The 16,577-nt window shown below is 52.3% G+C and carries 11 protein-coding genes; 4 read left to right on the top strand and 7 right to left on the bottom strand.

All coding sequences use genetic code 11. The features are described from left to right. Window positions 1-9: 9 nt before the first annotated feature. The 7 genes from D0C16_RS16240 to pilG form a co-directional block, all read right to left on the bottom strand. A complete protein-coding gene (locus D0C16_RS16240) occupies window positions 10-978 on the bottom strand; it encodes a chemotaxis protein CheB (protein ID WP_151033319.1) in 969 nt (322 codons plus the stop codon). Window positions 979-987: 9 nt separating this feature from the next. After that, complete coding sequence (locus D0C16_RS16235) at window positions 988-8,280, bottom strand: Hpt domain-containing protein (protein ID WP_151033318.1); 7,293 nt, start codon at window positions 8,278-8,280, stop codon at window positions 988-990. Window positions 8,281-8,385: 105 nt separating this feature from the next. Then, complete coding sequence (locus tag D0C16_RS16230) at window positions 8,386-9,240, bottom strand: protein-glutamate O-methyltransferase CheR (RefSeq protein ID WP_151033317.1); 855 nt, start codon at window positions 9,238-9,240, stop codon at window positions 8,386-8,388. Window positions 9,241-9,324: 84 nt separating this feature from the next. Next, entirely contained in the window at window positions 9,325-11,481 is a 2,157-nt protein-coding gene (locus D0C16_RS16225) for a methyl-accepting chemotaxis protein (RefSeq protein ID WP_151033316.1), read from the bottom strand. A gap of 173 nt (window positions 11,482-11,654) precedes the next feature. After that, window positions 11,655-12,197, bottom strand: coding sequence for a chemotaxis protein CheW (locus D0C16_RS16220; RefSeq protein WP_151033315.1), 543 nt, complete (start codon window positions 12,195-12,197; stop codon window positions 11,655-11,657). Window positions 12,198-12,332: 135 nt separating this feature from the next. After that, on the bottom strand, window positions 12,333-12,695 hold the full coding sequence (gene pilH, locus D0C16_RS16215) for a twitching motility response regulator PilH (RefSeq protein ID WP_151033314.1): 363 nt from the start codon (window positions 12,693-12,695) through the stop codon (window positions 12,333-12,335). A 134-nt stretch (window positions 12,696-12,829) separates the two neighbouring features. Further along, the gene (gene pilG, locus D0C16_RS16210; RefSeq protein WP_007639219.1) at window positions 12,830-13,225 is read right to left on the bottom strand and encodes a twitching motility response regulator PilG; all 396 of its coding nucleotides are present in this window, start codon (window positions 13,223-13,225) and stop codon (window positions 12,830-12,832) included. Between the two features lie 352 nt (window positions 13,226-13,577). On the opposite strand from pilG, the gene gshB reads away from it, so the two are divergent. The 4 genes from gshB (at window position 13,578) to ruvX (ending at window position 16,562) form a co-directional block, all read left to right on the top strand. Next, the gene (gene gshB / locus D0C16_RS16205; protein ID WP_151033313.1) at window positions 13,578-14,531 is read left to right on the top strand and encodes a glutathione synthase; all 954 of its coding nucleotides are present in this window, start codon (window positions 13,578-13,580) and stop codon (window positions 14,529-14,531) included. Between the two features lie 20 nt (window positions 14,532-14,551). Continuing rightward, window positions 14,552-15,472: an energy transducer TonB gene (locus tag D0C16_RS16200; protein ID WP_151033312.1), complete on the top strand. Its 921-nt coding sequence runs from the start codon at window positions 14,552-14,554 to the stop codon at window positions 15,470-15,472. 63 nt (window positions 15,473-15,535) lie between these two features. Further along, complete coding sequence (locus tag D0C16_RS16195; RefSeq protein ID WP_151033311.1) at window positions 15,536-16,129, top strand: YqgE/AlgH family protein; 594 nt, start codon at window positions 15,536-15,538, stop codon at window positions 16,127-16,129. Window positions 16,130-16,148: 19 nt separating this feature from the next. Continuing rightward, window positions 16,149-16,562: a Holliday junction resolvase RuvX gene (ruvX, locus tag D0C16_RS16190; RefSeq protein WP_151033310.1), complete on the top strand. Its 414-nt coding sequence runs from the start codon at window positions 16,149-16,151 to the stop codon at window positions 16,560-16,562. Window positions 16,563-16,577: the final 15 nt, after the last annotated feature.

Raw genomic sequence — 16,577 nt, 5'->3', positions numbered from 1 at the left:
AGCGACGGATTAGGGCGCTGCATTTTTAATGACCCGGATGGGCGCTCTCACACCGCGTGTCAGGCGATGTTTGGCGACCAGCTTAGCCAAGGCTTTGGCCAGATATTCCGGCGTACCTGATAACCCGACACAACCGGTGGCCATCGCTGAAACAGGCATGGAATCGCTGGTGCAATCGTCCGGTCGTTGTACCCAGACTTGCCCGCCAACCTGTTTCATTATGCGACAACTGGCGGCGCCATCATCGCCCATTCCGGTAAAGATAATCAAACCGCTGCGCTCGCGATAAACCTGCGCGGCGTTGGCGGCAACCTGGTCGATGGACGGAGCGTAATCGCCTTTCCAGGCTTGGCCGTAGTTGACCATCAAGGTACCGTTGCCGAGCAGCTCGACCGGGTCTTTGGCCGTAATCAGCGTCAGGCTATTGGCCTCCAGCACCAGTCCCTGGCTGGCAACCAGCGCCGGGTAATTGCCGGCGTTGGTCATCATGCGGTTCAGGGTAACTGACTGGTTGGCGTCAATATGTTGTACGTACAAAAAGGCGATGCCCAGATCGCCGGGCAACGCCGCTAAAAATCGTTTTACTGCTGCGGGTCCGCCGGTGGAGGCTGCCAAAACCCACAGCTCCTGCGCCGGTTCGGCCTGCTGCAGGTTAATGTCACTGCGCAGACGCTGTAGGCGCAGGCTGGTGCGTCTGAGCCAGGCGCTGTGGGCTTCTGATCCGGCAGTAAATTCACTGCTATCGCTCAAAATCACCGGGATGCGACTGCGGCTGAACAGGGTTTCCAGCAGCAGCTGTTCATCGGCATAGTCTTCCGCCACATCCACCAGCCAGGCATCCAGGTCGGTGTCATCGACCAACTGCTTGGCCTGCCCCAAGAGCAGTTGATGCGCCAGCTTATGGCCGGATTTGGCAATCAACTGCGCCAATATCTGCTGCTTGGCTGCGCTATCGACCAGTATTCCCAGGCGAAGCATGATTGCGCCTTATTTTTTCAGCAGCTCGTGGATATTGGTGAGCAGCAGGTCCTCCTGATAGGGTTTACCCATGTACTTGTTCACGCCCAGACTGAAGGCGCGCTCGCGGTGTTTTTCACCGGTACGCGAGGTGATCATAATGATCGGCAAATCTTTCAGGCGCGAACTGGTGCGTACGTTTTTGGCAACTTCGAAGCCATCCATGCGCGGCATTTCAATATCCAGCAGCATCACATCCGGGATATGGTCTTGCAGTAATTGCAGTGCCTCTACCCCGTCTTTGGCGGTGATCACACGGAAACCTTCGCGCTCCAGGAAGCGGCCGGTTACCTTGCGTACGGTTACCGAGTCGTCCACCACCATAATGGTTTTTTCGCTCTGGTCTTCCTCGGCAACCGGCAATGCCTTGAGTGGCTCCAATTGGATAGCGTGCTGGCCCAGGGCTAGCTGTTCGCGGATCATGGCATGCAGATCCAGAATCACCACCACGTTACCGTCACCCATTACGGTGGCGCCGGAAACTCCGCGCACAGCACTGAACTGAGCGCCGAGCGTCTTCACTACAATTTCACGTGAGCCCAGCAGGCGATCTACCTGTAATGCCACTGTGTGCTCGGTACTGCGCACCAGCACAACTGGCAATGGTAGCAATTGGCCGTCCAGTTTGGGTTGGGCGGCAGAATCCAGGAGGTTACCCAGGTAGCGCACCAGATATTGCTCGCCGGCGTAGTCGAAGCGAGCGCTTTCATCTTGATAATAGTGTTCCAGCTCGAAGGGGCTGACGCGCACAATACCTTCAATGGTATTGAGCGGAATCGCATAGAGATCGTCGCCGATCTGTACCATCAACGCGCGGTTCACCGATACGGTAAACGGCAGGCGGATGGTGAATTCGGTACCGGTGCCCCAGTTGGAGTCGATAAACATGGCGCCACCGAGTTGTTTGATCTCGGAGTGCACCACGTCCATGCCCACACCGCGGCCAGAAATCTGGGTGACTTTCTCGGCCGTGCTGAAGCCAGCGTGCAAAATAAACTGGATCACATCCTGATCAGCCAACTGCGCATCGGCGGCCATCAAACCGCGTTCAATGGCTTTTTCGCGCACGCGTTTCAGGTTGATACCACGGCCATCGTCAACCAGACGGAGGATCACATCGCCGCCTTCGCGACCCAGAGTTAACAGGATACGGCCATTGGGGTTTTTACCAGCAGCAATACGCTCGTCCGGCATTTCGATGCCGTGGTCCACCGCATTCCGCAACATGTGCTCGAGCGGCGCGACCATGCGTTCCAAAACGGTACGGTCCAGTTCACCTTCCACGTTATCCAGTTCGAAATCTACCTCTTTGCCCAGTTCGGTCGCGGCCTGGCGCACGATACGGCGCAAGCGCGGCACCAGTCGGGAGAAGGGCACCATGCGCGAACGCATCAGGCCTTCCTGCAAATCGGTGTTGATGCGCGACTGTTGTAGAAGCAGGGTTTCGGTGTCGCGGGTCTTGTCCGCGAGGGTGTATTTCAAGTCCATCAAGTCGGACGCAGATTCGATGAGCGAGCGTGACAGCTGCTGCAATTGCGAGTAGCGGTCCATCTCCAGCGGGTCGAATTCTTCGTGTTGCGCCATTTGCTCCTGACGGAACAGAACCTGTGCTTCGGTTTCAATATCCAGACGGCGCAGCTGTTCCTGCAAGCGCTGGATGGTGGAATCCATTTCTTCGATGGCACCGCCCAGATCGCTGACTTGTTGCTCCATACGGCCGCGGCTAATGGAGGTTTCTCCGGCGAGGTTTACCAGCTCTTCGAGCAATTCGGCGGACACCTTCACCACTTCTTGTGGGCCGGTGCGACGCGCCGCCAAGTGTTGTACCTGAGGTACGGGGCCACCCTGGCCTCCACGCACACTGCCAAACTCACTGCCCGGAATGGCAGGTGTATTGGTTGGCGCTGGTTTGGCCTTGGGCGCAAAGGTCAGCACATTGGGTTTTTCTACCGGTGCGCCATCGGTCGAGAAAGGCACCGCCGCTTCGCGGGTGTTATCCACCACTACGCGTGGTTTATTAAAGCTTGGCGCCGGTGCCGCAAGGTCATTCGGTTCTTCATCGATGAGGCTATTGTTGGTAACCTCGGTGGCGACATATTCAATATCGGCAACGACTTCATCTACGCTGACGTAGTTATCCAACACTGGAGGTTCTGATACAACCGATGTTTTGATCGGTGCTACGTCAGGGATAAAGTTGCCGCTCAGACGGGCACGTGAGCGTTCAACGCCGGAATGCAGACGATCCTGGTAGCTGTGCAGGCGGCTAAAGAAGGATTGATCCAACTCGGCGTCCGCATCCATGTCGATCAGGATGGTTTCAAAGTCGTGTGACAGGTCGCCCAAATCCATCAAGCCGGCCAGACGCGCGCCGCCCTTGAAGGTGTGCAGTGAGCGCTTGAGTTGTTCCACGCAATCGGTATTGTTCCAGTCGTCCTGCCACTCGTTGAGTGCACCGTCGATTTCTTCCAGTAACTCGCCGGCTTCCTCGAGGAAAATCTCAACAATTTCCGGATCGAAGTCCTCATCGACTTCTTCTTGCTCGTCGTCGAGCAGCACAACATCATCTTGTTCGGCTTCGGCTTCGGCTTCGGCTTCGGCTTCGGCTTCGGCTTCGGCTTCGGCTTCGGCTTCGGCTTCGGCTTCGGCTTCGGCTTCGGCTTCGGCTTCGGCTTCGGCTTCGGCTTCGGCTTCGGCTTCGGCTTCGGCTTCGGCTTCGATCGTTAATTCCGGGATTTGATCATTGAGTTCATAGGCATCTTCGTCGATCAATTCGACAACGTCGCCCAACTGTACCGGTTCTTCTAAATCTAACGCTTCGTCAGGCGCGAGAGACTCCGCCAGATCAATGGCCTCTCCGAGATCCAGAGTTTCAAAATCAGACGGCGCTTCAATGGCAAGGTTTACGAAAGAGTCCGAAACTGCTACTTCGCTCAGTTGTACAGGCTCATTCAATGCCAGCGCTTCAACTGGAATGGCCTCGACCGGTTCAAATGCCTCGCCCGGATCCAGAGTTTGCGCATCTGACGATGTTTCAAAGCTAAACGTTGACGGAGTTTCCAGCTCGATGACTTCATGCAGCTCGACCACGTCGTCCATTAACGCTGGTTCTTCGATTAACTCCAGTGTGTCGCCGAGATCGATGGGATCACCGAGTGTTAAGGGCTCTTGCGCAACGTTGGTGAGTGAGTATTCAGTAGCGGGTTCTTCAAGCAGCTCGATATCTGCCAACTCGATTGATTCATCCTGGATGTTGCTTGCCAGCTCAACTTCTTCGATCAATTCGAGAGTTTCATCGTCTGGAATTGTTGCGTCTGCGACAAAGGATGTCAGTTCCAGCTCTTCATCTTCGGTAGCAAGCTCCAGCTCTTCCGCGTCCGGCGCATAAGCATCATCCAGCGCAAGGATGGGCAGGGCATCTACATCAAAGTCGCTGTTGGCAGCAATTTCTGGCTGAATTTCGTCGGCCAGTTGGTCAACCAGCGGAATGTCTTCGTCGAGTACAGGCACCTGATCGCTGGCAAGGCTGGTGATAGTGACGACTTCATTGCTGAGTAGGTCATCCAAAGCGTCGTTAACCGCCTCGGGAATACCGTTCAAGTTTTGGCCTGCGGCAATGGCATCGACCATATCCAGCAGGGCGGTGTGAGCTTGATTCAGGGTATCGCAAATACGTGGTGAGCAGCGCAATTGGCCCGCGATCACAGCTTCATAGACATTGTGAATCTTGGAGCCCAATTCTGCCATGGCAGGCAAATAGGCGTGGGCGGCTGCTTGAGTGAGTTTGTCCAATTCGTCCATTACTGGAACCAAGTGGGCAGTATCAGCCGGGTTGTCTTGCCATTGCGAGATGATTTTGTCTGCATCCAGCAGCAGGTTCATTTCCTCGGCCATAAAAATGGCGAGCAATTCGGGATCGACCGGACGTTTGCCCAGTTCGTCCATTTCCTGCAGGCTGACCAGCGGCGCTACATGAATATCACGCAACTCATGTACACGGGCGATAAATTGTTGCAATCGTGGGATTTCAACGGTTTCACCGGTTTCTATTTGCTTTAGTGCAACTTGGGTGTAACTCACTGCATCCCGCAGTAATTGGAGGATATCGTCATTGATATTGACTTGGTAAGAGCGCAATTCTTTGACAAAGCGCTCCAGCGGCGTGGCCAACTCCGCGACGGGAGTCACTTCCGCCATATGGGCACTGCCTTTGAGCGTGTGCAAGGCGCGCTGCATATCTTCACTGGGCGGTTCGTAGATGGGCGCTTCCGCTTCCATCCGATGAATAAACTGCTGCACCACATGGAGGTGATACACAGCTTCGGCGCCGAAGATGTCCCAGAGTTGAGCATCGGGATCATCTATGTCGATATCTTCATCGACTGATTCGCTGTAGGTCGGGTTGCTGAGTTGATGCTCGGAGTAGGCCTGAGTCAGTGTGGCCTCATCACTACCAGTCGCTTCCTCAATCAGCTCGATAACCCTTTCATCGGCTGCGGATTCCGCCGCGACCTCTTCAATATGGAGCTCTTCATCAGAAGTGGCCAGTTCGAGTACGGGTAATTCCGGCTCAAGCTGGTCTTCAACAATTGCATCTTCCAGACCAAGCGCTTCAGCATCTTCGGCGATATAGGGCTCTTCGTCCGGCGCTTCTGCTTGTTCAATCAGTTGCGCGGCGCTTGCCTGGCCAGCGGGGGCCAGTTCCAACTCATTCAGCAGGGCATCAGGAATAACACCTTGTGACAGGGAATGCGCTTGTTGGCGATAGGTTTCCGCCAGTTCGGCGTGGGGATTAACGATATTGTCGCGGAAGGCAGCAATCATATCTGGCAAAAGGAGGCGCACTTTTTCAATGATGTGCACGTGTACTGCTTGCGCCACTATGCTGTGGTCAATCACGCGGTTGAGCATGTTCTCAATGGACCAAGCCAGCTCGCCGATCTCATTGGCGCCGACCATGCGTCCGCTGCCTTTTAGCGTGTGAAAGGCACGGCGGAATTCGATGAGCGCGTTGTTGTCCTCAAAATTTTGTGCCCATTGAGGGAAGTACTCGCCAATGGTCTCAGTAACTTCGCCTGCCTCTTCAATGAAGATCTCGATGATTTCATCGTCTATATCTTCGTTGTTCTCGCGCTGAATTACCGGGGCATTATTGGTGGCAACCAGATTGGATTCTATAGCGGCAGCTACTTCTAATTCAGGCTCTTCTTCCGCTTCAGCAACCAGCATTGTTTCATCAGCGTCATCTGCGACTTCTTCCAGCACTGCAACTGGCAAGGTCTCGCTGGTTAAGGCAGGGGTTTCTTCAGCAGATTCATCGCTTGGCGCATCGGCCTCCGCCTCAACAATCAATGATTCTTCGTCGGTGTAGTCCGGTTGCAAAGCAAGCGCGTCTGCCGGAGCTGCTTGGGCGTAGATTGCTTCCAGCTGGCTGGATTCATCCACACCGGGCTCTGCTGCAGGTGCCGTTTCTACATAGGCACTTGCACCATAGGCGGCGGTTAATACCGCTTCTTCTGCTAACTCGCTGCTTGTTTCAGGGGTATCCGGTTTACTGATTTTGGCAACGGCATAGCCCAAGCTCGCAACACTCTCCTCGGCCACGCTCAGCAGCAAGTCATTTTCTTCTTTGCGGCCGCCACTGCTCAGGCGTTCTAAATAGTATTCAACACTGGTAATCGCATCGGCGAGCGTATCCAGGGTAGCCCACTGTGGATTGGCTTCCTGCTCCAGCAATTGCTCTTCAATAAAGCGGGCACAGGCGCCGAGAATTCGGGCCGGGCGCGGCAGTGGCATGATTTCCAAACCACCGCGAATCTCGCGCAGTGTGGCAGGCACGCTTTGTAAGTGCTGGCGATTCCATTGGGACGCGATGTATTCGATGATTGCGTCTTTGGCATGTTCGAGACCGTTGCGTGCTTCACGCAATACGGATTCCTTGGCGCGAGTCAGGGTGATATCGGCTTCGTCAACGTTGTGCGCATCTTGCCCGCCGGGTTCGATCAAGCTGTCGAGCGAGTTTTCGACCGAAATAATCTGGCTGGCAACCGACAGTAATTGCTCATCATTCAGGGTGCTGTGAGACTCAACTACCAACTCCAGCGCCGCGCCTTGTTCCAGAATGCGCTTGCGTAAATCTCCCAACCCCAACACAGCCATGGTATCGGCTACACGTTTTACAATGGGCAGGGCATCGCTCAGGCTGGCATGAGTATCGCCGCCGGCGAGGCACACATCCAGGCTATTTTTGATCAGGTTCAGCTCTTCTTTTAATGCACCAACCACTGAGCGCATGGCGTCAGCATCAGGCACGGAAAGCATATCCTGGGTGTCATCACCCGTTTCCTTGCCTTCGAGTAACGCCTCTTCCAGGCTGTAGGTTTCGTAGATGCGCTGCAGCTGGGAATTCGGTGGAAAACCAGGGGCGTGTTTGCCTGCGCGCGCAACGTAGTAGAGCAGATTTTTAATCAGTTCATCGTTGGTAAAGCTGTTAAGTGCTTTAACCCCGTGCACAGCGAGCACTTTGATTTCTTTATCCAATTGACGCAGCAGGTTTTTAACCGCAACGCTCATTTCTATTGCATCAATTTCAACAGCTTCTACCAGTGCGAGGCAGATATCCCAGAGCGCAAATCGCGCGGTGCCGTGGGTAAGTTTTTGCAGGCGAGAGAAAGCCTTATGCAGGTAAGCTAAATTTTCTTCCGGGTTAACCCCCCGAATAAAACCCGAGGCGGCGTATTGGTACATCTGGCGCAGCTTGAGCACCATCGCCTGGAATTGCACATTGTCCTGAGTGACCGGAAGGCGTGTACCATTGACCTTTTTAGCCGGGGTCAGGTTGGGTACAAAGAGTTTGGTGTCAGTCAACAAGCTTTCGCCGCGCACCGCACGTAAATCGTTCAACAGTGGCAGTACTATTAGCGGGTTGTCTTTGCGAGTCGCTTTGACCTGGTCGAGATAAAGTGGGAATTGCAAGATCGCGCGCATTAATACTTCCTGCGCCTCACTCGCATTGGCGACATTGCCCGCAATCATTGCCTGAGTCAGTTGTTCCATTTCGCTGGCGAGCATGGCAGCGCCATAAAACTCTACCATCTGCAAACTGCCGTGCACCTGATGAATGTGTGTCAGGCAAAAACGGATACGCGCGGCATCCTTGGGATTTTCCACGTAACTTTCGAGCGATTGGCGCGCTTCTTTAAGCGTTTCGCTGATCTCGTGGATCAACCAATCCAACGCGGCAAAATTGCGATTGTCTGCCATGCAGAGCTGTCCTCTCGTTAGTCTCGCTCAATGCGACCTATGCTATTTATTTGTGGTGCTAGCATTCTTCTTTTTAGCTATCGCTATTCTTTGGCTGGCGATGTGTCAGCGCTGGCGAATATAGGCCTGCACCTGATCTTCGTTGGTGCGCTGCATATCCGGGTGTTCCCAATCCATCACTTCGCCCAAGCCAACGATCAACAAGCCGCCTGGCTTGAGTCTTTCGACCAGGGCATTTAATACGTCCCGGCGCAACCAGCGGCGGAAATACACCAACAGGTTTTGGCAGAAAATCACGTCGACCTGTACCTGCGGCAATTGGCGCGCGTTGATAATATTGCTTTGGGTAAAGCAAACGCGATCGCGCAACTTACTGACGACCTCAAAGCTGCCATCGGCACAGACTTGCAGATAGCGTTTTACTTCATCCAGTTTTACCTGTTCCACCCGGCGCTTGCTGTAGCGTGCCTTGCGGCCTGCCGCTAGTGCAGAGGGGCTAATATCCAGGGCGGTAATTCCGTAATAGGGGTTAATTGCCGCCAGTTCAAAACAATCATTCACTACCATGGCTAGAGAGTAGGCTTCCTCTCCGGTGGCGCAGCCTAAGCTCCAGACATCAAAACTATCGTGTAAGGACTGATTGTTGATTTTCTGTTGCAGGTAATTACGCACATACTCAATGGATTCACGATGGCGAAAAAAGCTGGTTTCCTTGACCGCGATGCGATCCACCAAGCGCGCCCATTCCAACTTGGAATCGATACTTTCCTCGGCGACGAACAAGTAATAACTATCGTAATCGCTGTAACCCATATCGCGCAGACGTGCATAAATCTGCGATTCGAGCCAAGCCTTTTGCTGAAATACCAACTGAATGCCCGTGCGCTCCTCCAGCAGTTTTCCCCATTGGAGGAACTGGTCTTCGGAGAGCGTTGGTAGAGTGCGTAATGACCAGGCCATAGTGACTAATTTGCTTGTGAAGCGACGCGAGCTTGTTGCCAGAACATATAAAACTACCACCAGCCATGCTGGTGGCAGTTGTTATCAAGCTTTGGATGTGTGGGCAAACACATCGTCTTCTGGCAATAATTCGTCATCCAAATCGATGACCTCAGTGGTGCTATCAAAGTCCATCGCTGGTGTGGCCATGGCTTTGCGCGCTGCACTGGCACGTGCATCGGACAGGTCTTCCTCAGGTAGTTTGAAACCGGCTACGGATTCACGCAGGTCGAGGGCCATCTCGGCGAGGTTACCGATCGACTGCGCGGTAGCCGAGGTACCGGCAGAGGTTTGGGTGGTGATTTCCTGAATAACATTCATCGTGTTGGAGATGTGACCCGCAGACGACGCTTGTTGGCGTGCGGCGTTGGAAATGTTCTGGATCAATTCCGCGAGGCTTGACGATACGTTTTCAATTTCTTCCAGTGCCACACCCGCATCCTGTGCGAGGCGCGCACCGCGCACCACTTCAGATGTGGTTTGCTCCATCGAAATTACCGCTTCGTTGGTATCGTTCTGAATGGTTTTTACCAGCGCTTCGATCTGCTTGGTTGCTGCTGCAGAACGTTCCGCAAGGCGTTGAACTTCGTCCGCTACCACCGCGAAGCCGCGGCCCGCGTCACCGGCCATCGATGCCTGAATCGCTGCGTTAAGTGCGAGGATGTTGGTTTGGTCCGCAATGTCGTTAATCAAACTTACGATGTCACCGATCTCTTGTGACGATTCACCGAGACGTTTAATACGCTTGGACGTATCTTGGATCTGTTCACGGATGGTATCCATCCCGTTAATGGTGTTTTGTACCACTTTTGCACCGTTTCCGGCGATCGATACCGCTCTCTCCGCTACCGCTGCCGATTCGGCAGCGTTGGCAGATACCTGGTCAATGGTGACCGCCATTTCGTTTACCGCGGCAGATGCACCGGCGATTTCTTGCGCCTGATGTTCAGATGCTTCTGCGAGGTGCAGCGCAGTCTGCTGGGTTTCTTGTGCCGCCGCCGATACGTTTACCGCCGTTTCGTTGATTCGCGCTACCAGAATACGCAGCTGGTCGATGGTGAAGTTGATAGAGTCCGCGATCGCGCCGGTGAAGTCTTCGGTTACGGTTGCAGTGGTGGTCAAGTCACCGTCCGCGAGGTCGGCCAGTTCGTCAAGCAAACGCAAAATTGCCGTTTGGTTACGCTCGTTGGTTTCAGCGGTTTCATCAGCGCGTTTACGGGCGCCGCGGTATTGGTTAAAACCCAAGAAAAACAATGCGCCCAATCCGAGAGCAGCAAGCACAATAACGGTAATGTTGTTTATATACGGATGGCTATCGGTTTGCACAGCAACCTTGTCCGAGATGGCGGTCAATGCTTCCAGCAATTGCGGTGTATCGTTCAGCAGAGCATCAGACGCTTGACGGGCGCGGGTCAGGGTAGTGGAACCTTCGACCATTTCCTGAATCGATTTATTGACACCGTCAAACAATTGGGTGATTTGCTCCAAACTAGCGCGTGCCTGACTGTCCGATACGCGGGTAATCCGCAGAGCGGGGTCGCCATCTTTCATGGCCGTCAGTACGCGGGCGTAGAAGTTGGCGTCGCGGTTAAATACGTCTGCTGCATTGTTGGCATCGGCATCGCCGCGCAGCATTTTATCTACGTTACGACCGATACGTTCGGCACGCCAGGAGAGTAGCTGGGCCTGAATGGCTTGATCAGTGGGTGCATTGGACTCCATCAGGATATCCACAATATTGTTGTGCTCGGTCTGCAGGGTAGGCAGGTTGTCGTTCAGGGTTTTACCTACGCTGTTGAGCGACACGATCAAGTCTTTGTTGGTAACAATAGTCTGGGCATTGTTTTTGGCTCTCGCCCAGATAGATTTATACTGATTGAATTCGCTAGCGAGGTTTTCCCGGGTACGCTCATCACTGGTGTCCAGCATACTCCAGGTGCTATCCATGGTCGTTACCACGCCATTTAGCTCGTCGAATGCTTTTTCGTCGCCGGATGTCGCATCGCGCGCCAAAGAAGTCAATCGATAGGCTTGCGCGCGCAAGTCAGATGCTTGTTGCAGATAGCGTTGATCGTTGGTTTTGCTCTGGTTGATCAAAAAGATCAGCGCCATTGCACCAAAGAATGAGGCTACCAGAACTACCAGAGCTACAACCGTTATAGGTTTTGCCCTGAGCGCGGCAATCTTTGAATCAGTTTTCATCTAAGCACTCCTAACCAGCGTTCGGTTTTATTTTTTCTATCCACTGCACAATTTGTATCTGGTGAAATTGCCAAAACAAAAAGTGTTGATTGGGTCTCTCTTGTTTGTTGGAACTAAATCCATTCGGACTAACTTTTCATCTTGCTAAAATTGCTAACTCTATCCGGGCTGGCCTAGGATTTTGCCGCGTTGGTAAAGCGCGGATCTTCTGCTAGAAGTGCCGGCCGAAATAGCGACCACTGTTCCCTACCCTGGGGGTAACTACCCGTAACAAACGGCAAAATACTCTCTGCAACGGCGCCAGCCTGTTCGTTATATTCATCCATAGGAAAATGCTGCATACCGAATACTTGATCGACTATCAGGCCGGAATACAGGGTTTCGGTTTCCAAAATTAATACCCGGCGATGTTTACGGCTGCCGGTTAGACGATCGCCAAAAAACATCGCCAAATCAAATAGCGGCAGCAGGCGACCGCGCACGTTCGCTACCCCTTTTACCCAGGGTTGTACGCCGGGCAGATGGGTGTGGTTTGGAACTTCAAGCATTTCGGATACCTCACCAATAGGCGCAACAAAGTAGTTACCCATCAATGAAAAGCCGATGCCGCTCCAATGGGGCCGAATGTCTGCCTGGGCAGGCAAACCCTTTGCGGCCGCACGACTGCGTTGCGCCAATGTAAGCAAGGCCTGAAAAGCGGCCTGTGGTTCTGACATAGCAATTCCGTAACTGTCTGCATCAAGCCCTGTGGTCTGCCAAATGGTCGGCGTTGATGTCTGTTGTTATTGTCGCGCTATCACTCCCTGAGTGCTGATGCGATTACCCTCAATATGGCAGGTCAGCTGAATCGATTAACGCAATACTTCCGCCATGGCTGCCATCAAAACTTCCTGCGTGATGGGTTTGGATAAATAAGCTTTGGCGCCCTGACGCATTCCCCAGACCCGGTCAGTCTGCTGGTCTTTTGTGGTTACGATAATAACTGGGATATGCGCGGTTTCTGGTGCCTTGGTCAACTGGCGGGTTGCCTGAAAACCGTTTAGTCCGGGCATAACCACATCCATCAACACCACATCGGGCAGCTCTTTCTGCGCCAGTGCAATACCCGCTTCACCATTATCGGCAGTCATGACTACATGGCCGTTTTTTTCCAACATGCTGGTGAGCTTGTAAGTTTCAGTGGGTGAGTCATCAATAATCAATACTCTGGCCATAATTGCTCCAAAAAACGAATAAGGGCTCCACAGGGGCGCGGTGAATATTTAGACAGTCCTTTGGGAATTGATCCAGATAGTTAACCGTAAAGCCAAATCTCTTAACGCCGTTCGAGGACGGAGTCTAAACCCAATCAGGATGCCTTTAGATGCTTGACGTGCGCTTCGATAGCACCGAGCAACTCGCTTTTGCTGAAGGGTTTGGTGAGGTATTGGTCAGAGCCGACAATGCGCCCTTTGGCTTTGTCGAACAATCCATCTTTACTGGATAACATGATGACCGGGGTGGTTTTGAACTCGCTATTATTTTTGATCAGGGCGCAAGTCTGATAACCGTCGAGACGCGGCATCATAATGTCCACAAAAATAATGTCGGGGCGGGTGTCGGCGATTTTTGCCAGAGCATCGAAGCCATCGGTGGCGGTAATCACCATACAACCCGCTTTTTTGAGCAGTGTTTCAGCCGTGCGACGGATGGTTTTACTGTCGTCTATAACCATCACTTTCAGGCTTTCGTAAGTTACTTCCATACTCTGACCTTGCCTTTGTTATTGCCGTAGTTGCCAGAAATACGCGTTGATCGGTTGATATTGTTAAATTAAAGCCAGGGACGCGCGCTTAAATCCTTCACAAGAGATAGCGTCAAAATAACGCCATCTTTGAAAGGCCAACTTTTAACACAGTTTTTAACGTTATGCCATAACCGTTTGAATATATGAGCAATCTATTCAGTTTTTATAGCTTTTTGTGAGTAATTGTTACAGCTCAATAACCTTGCTTTAATTGCCCCAAGGACTTAACTTTAGCCCGCGATTGCCACTCCGGCAATTTTTTATGTGGCTTAATAATACATAAATTGTATTACTTATTAGAGTGACTTCTATGGCTATTTCCCTCGGCGTGGTAATGGATCCTATCGCGGACATTAAATTCTACAAAGACACTACCCTGGCACTGCTATTGGCGGCGCAGGAGCGAGGGTGGGATCTGCACTACATGGAGCAGGGGGATTTGTACCTACTGCAGGGTGAGGCGCGCGCTAATACCCGCAATTTGTTTGTCGCCGATAATGGAGATAGCTGGTTTGAACTGGGTTTGCATGAGGATAAAAAGCTGGGTGATTTGGATGTAATCCTTATGCGCAAAGACCCTCCGTTTGACAACGAATATATTTATAGCACTTATATTTTAGAGGCTGCGCAACAGCAGGGCGCGTTAGTAGTAAACGATCCTCGTAGCTTGCGCGACTGCAATGAGAAAATCTTTGCCACCCAGTTTCCCCAATGCTGCCCGCCAGTATTGGTTAGTCGGGATATGTTGCGTTTGCGCGAGTTCCACCAGCAGCATGGCGATGTGATCTTCAAACCGCTCGATGGGATGGGGGGGAGTCGTATTTTTCGCTGCCGCCATGACGACCCTAATGTGGGGGTGATCCTGGAAACCTTGACCGAGTTTGGTGGGCAATTGATTATGGCGCAGCGCTATATTCCGGCGATTAGTGAAGGCGATAAGCGTATTCTGGTAGTAGATGGTGAGCCGGTACCCTATTGCCTGGCTCGTGTCCCCGCCAAGGGTGAAACGCGCGGCAATCTGGCCGCTGGCGGTACTGGAGTGGCTCAGCCGCTAACGGATAAAGATTTTTGGATCGTCCAACAGGTCGCCCCCGTGCTCAAGGCCAAAGGGCTGATGTTTGTCGGCCTGGATGTGATCGGTGAATACCTGACTGAAATCAACGTCACCAGCCCTACCTGCGCGCGTGAAATAGATAAGGCCTACAACACCGGAATTGGGTCACGGCTAATTGATGCCATTGAGCGTAAATTGGCGTCCCGTTAATCAGTGTAGAGTTGTTGCAGATGAATCAGGCACTTGCCCTGGAACAAGAAGTACTCAATGCGCCTCCAGTGGACTCGGGTGACCGCCTGAGTTTTACTTTTTTTATGGCCATAGTGCTCCATGGTTTGGTGTTGTTGGGTATTGGCTTTAAATTGCCTGAACATAAAAATACCTCGCAAACCATTGAGATTACTTTGGCGACGCATCAATCCCTGCATGCTCCCAAAGATGCCGATTTTCTTGCCCAACACAATCAGGAAGCGAGCGGTACGGTAGATGATGCCCGACAGTTGACGACTGAGCGACAGGCACAATTTGCTGATTCCCAAGTGCGCGATGTCACCCCATTGCAGCAGCAGGCCGCCTCCACCCGAAAAATAAAAGACCAACAATTGTTGAGTACTACCGAAAAATCCAAGCACAAAACCCAGCTTAAGTTGAACCCGGACGAGCGCGACGAGCGTGAGCCATTAGAAGGAACTAGCGAAGATCAAGCATTGGTATCTACCGAAATCGCCAGCCTGCAGGCCAAGCTGGATAAACAGCGTCAGGAATATGCCAAACGGCCGCGTGTGCGAACTTTGACTTCGGTTTCTACCAAAGCTTCTTTTGACGCAAAATATCTGCACGACTGGAGTGCCAAGATCGAGCAGGTGGGCAACAGGAATTACCCCAGGGAAGCATTATCGCGCCATATTACCGGCAATTTGCGCCTGTCGGTGATGATTAATCCCGACGGCACTATCTATGAAATCAAAGTGTTGCAGTCTTCGGGACAGCGTATTCTGGATGATGCTGCTCGCCAGATAGTACGTCTCTCAGCACCCTTTGCCAGTTTTCCCGCGGAAATTCGTAAAAATGCGGATCGACTGCAGATTATCCGCACTTGGCGATTTGAAATTACGGGAAAGAATTCCACGATCACTACCTCGGCCAATTAATCCCGGGCGAATAAATTTAGTCGTCCGGCTTGTTTTAACCGGCTTTAGCCTCATACTGAAATTATGACGCAAAAAAATACCCCTACCAATTACGATGAACTTACGCCGGGCAGTCTGCGCGACCATTTTCTTATTGCCATGCCTGGCTTAAACGATTCATCGTTTGCCCACACAGTGACCTATATCTGTGAACACAGTGACAAGGGAGCTATGGGCGTAGTGATCAATACCGCCACACCCATGCTGCTAAAAGAAATTTTTGCGCAGATGGATCTGAGTGACCAGTCTGATCAAGGCGAGCAAATTGTGATGAGTGGAGGGCCGGTACAACCCGAGCGCGGCTTTGTGCTTCATTCCAATGAAACCAAATGGCAATCTACGCTGGAGGTTTCCCCTGAAATCAGCCTAACCGCATCGCGCGATATCATCGCTGCGCTCGCCGAAGGTCGTGGTCCCAAACAGTGCTTGATTACCTTGGGTTATGCTGGTTGGGGTGAGGGGCAATTGGAAGCCGAAATTGCTGCGAATTCCTGGCTTACGGTGGCGGCAGATAAAGACATTATTTTCAACACGCCGTTTGAGCAGCGCTGGACGGCGGCTGCCCAGTCATTGGGTATTGATGTCAATTTAATCCCCCTTACTGCAGGCCACGCCTGATCTTTCCAAAGTTTATTCCATGATTAAAACACTGCTTGCCTTTGATTACGGCACCAAAAATATTGGTGTTGCATCAGGTCAAATGATCACCCGCTCAGCTAATTTTCTTACGCCTTTAAAAGCCAAAGACGGTATTCCTGATTGGAGCCAGATAGAAAAATTATTAGCTGAATGGAAACCGGACTTGGTATTGGTGGGATTGCCACTCAATATGGATGATAGCGAAAGTGAATTGAGTGCACGAGCTCGCAAATTCGCCAACCGTATTCACGGGCGCTTTGGTGTCAAAGTGGAACTGGTGGATGAACGTCTCACCAGTTTTGAAGCTAAGGGCGAAGTAATAAGTCGGGGTGGATCGCGTGATTATAAAAATAATCCGGTGGATTCAATTGCGGCGCGTTTAATACTAGAGAGTTGGTTGGAGCGAAATTAATTAATTCGATCTAGC

Origin of the sequence: Cellvibrio sp. KY-GH-1 (genome assembly GCF_008806975.1) — a bacterium.
Lineage (GTDB): Bacteria > Pseudomonadota > Gammaproteobacteria > Pseudomonadales > Cellvibrionaceae > Cellvibrio.
The sequence above is the reverse complement of the archived record's forward strand: the minus strand, read 5'-3'. Positions and strand labels throughout refer to the sequence as shown.

Excerpts from the sequence above, each read along its gene's own strand:
- D0C16_RS16240 (WP_151033319.1), bottom strand. The coding sequence starts at position 978 with ATGCTTCGCCTGGGAATACTGGTCGATAGCGCAGCCAAGCAGCAGATA.
- D0C16_RS16235 (WP_151033318.1), bottom strand. The coding sequence starts at position 8,280 with ATGGCAGACAATCGCAATTTTGCCGCGTTGGATTGGTTGATCCACGAG.
- D0C16_RS16230 (WP_151033317.1), bottom strand. The coding sequence starts at position 9,240 with ATGGCCTGGTCATTACGCACTCTACCAACGCTCTCCGAAGACCAGTTC.
- D0C16_RS16225 (WP_151033316.1), bottom strand. The coding sequence starts at position 11,481 with ATGAAAACTGATTCAAAGATTGCCGCGCTCAGGGCAAAACCTATAACG.
- D0C16_RS16220 (WP_151033315.1), bottom strand. The coding sequence starts at position 12,197 with ATGTCAGAACCACAGGCCGCTTTTCAGGCCTTGCTTACATTGGCGCAA.
- pilH (WP_151033314.1), bottom strand. The coding sequence starts at position 12,695 with ATGGCCAGAGTATTGATTATTGATGACTCACCCACTGAAACTTACAAG.
- pilG (WP_007639219.1), bottom strand. The coding sequence starts at position 13,225 with ATGGAAGTAACTTACGAAAGCCTGAAAGTGATGGTTATAGACGACAGT.
- gshB (WP_151033313.1), top strand. The coding sequence starts at position 13,578 with ATGGCTATTTCCCTCGGCGTGGTAATGGATCCTATCGCGGACATTAAA.
- D0C16_RS16200 (WP_151033312.1), top strand. The coding sequence starts at position 14,552 with ATGAATCAGGCACTTGCCCTGGAACAAGAAGTACTCAATGCGCCTCCA.
- D0C16_RS16195 (WP_151033311.1), top strand. The coding sequence starts at position 15,536 with ATGACGCAAAAAAATACCCCTACCAATTACGATGAACTTACGCCGGGC.
- ruvX (WP_151033310.1), top strand. The coding sequence starts at position 16,149 with ATGATTAAAACACTGCTTGCCTTTGATTACGGCACCAAAAATATTGGT.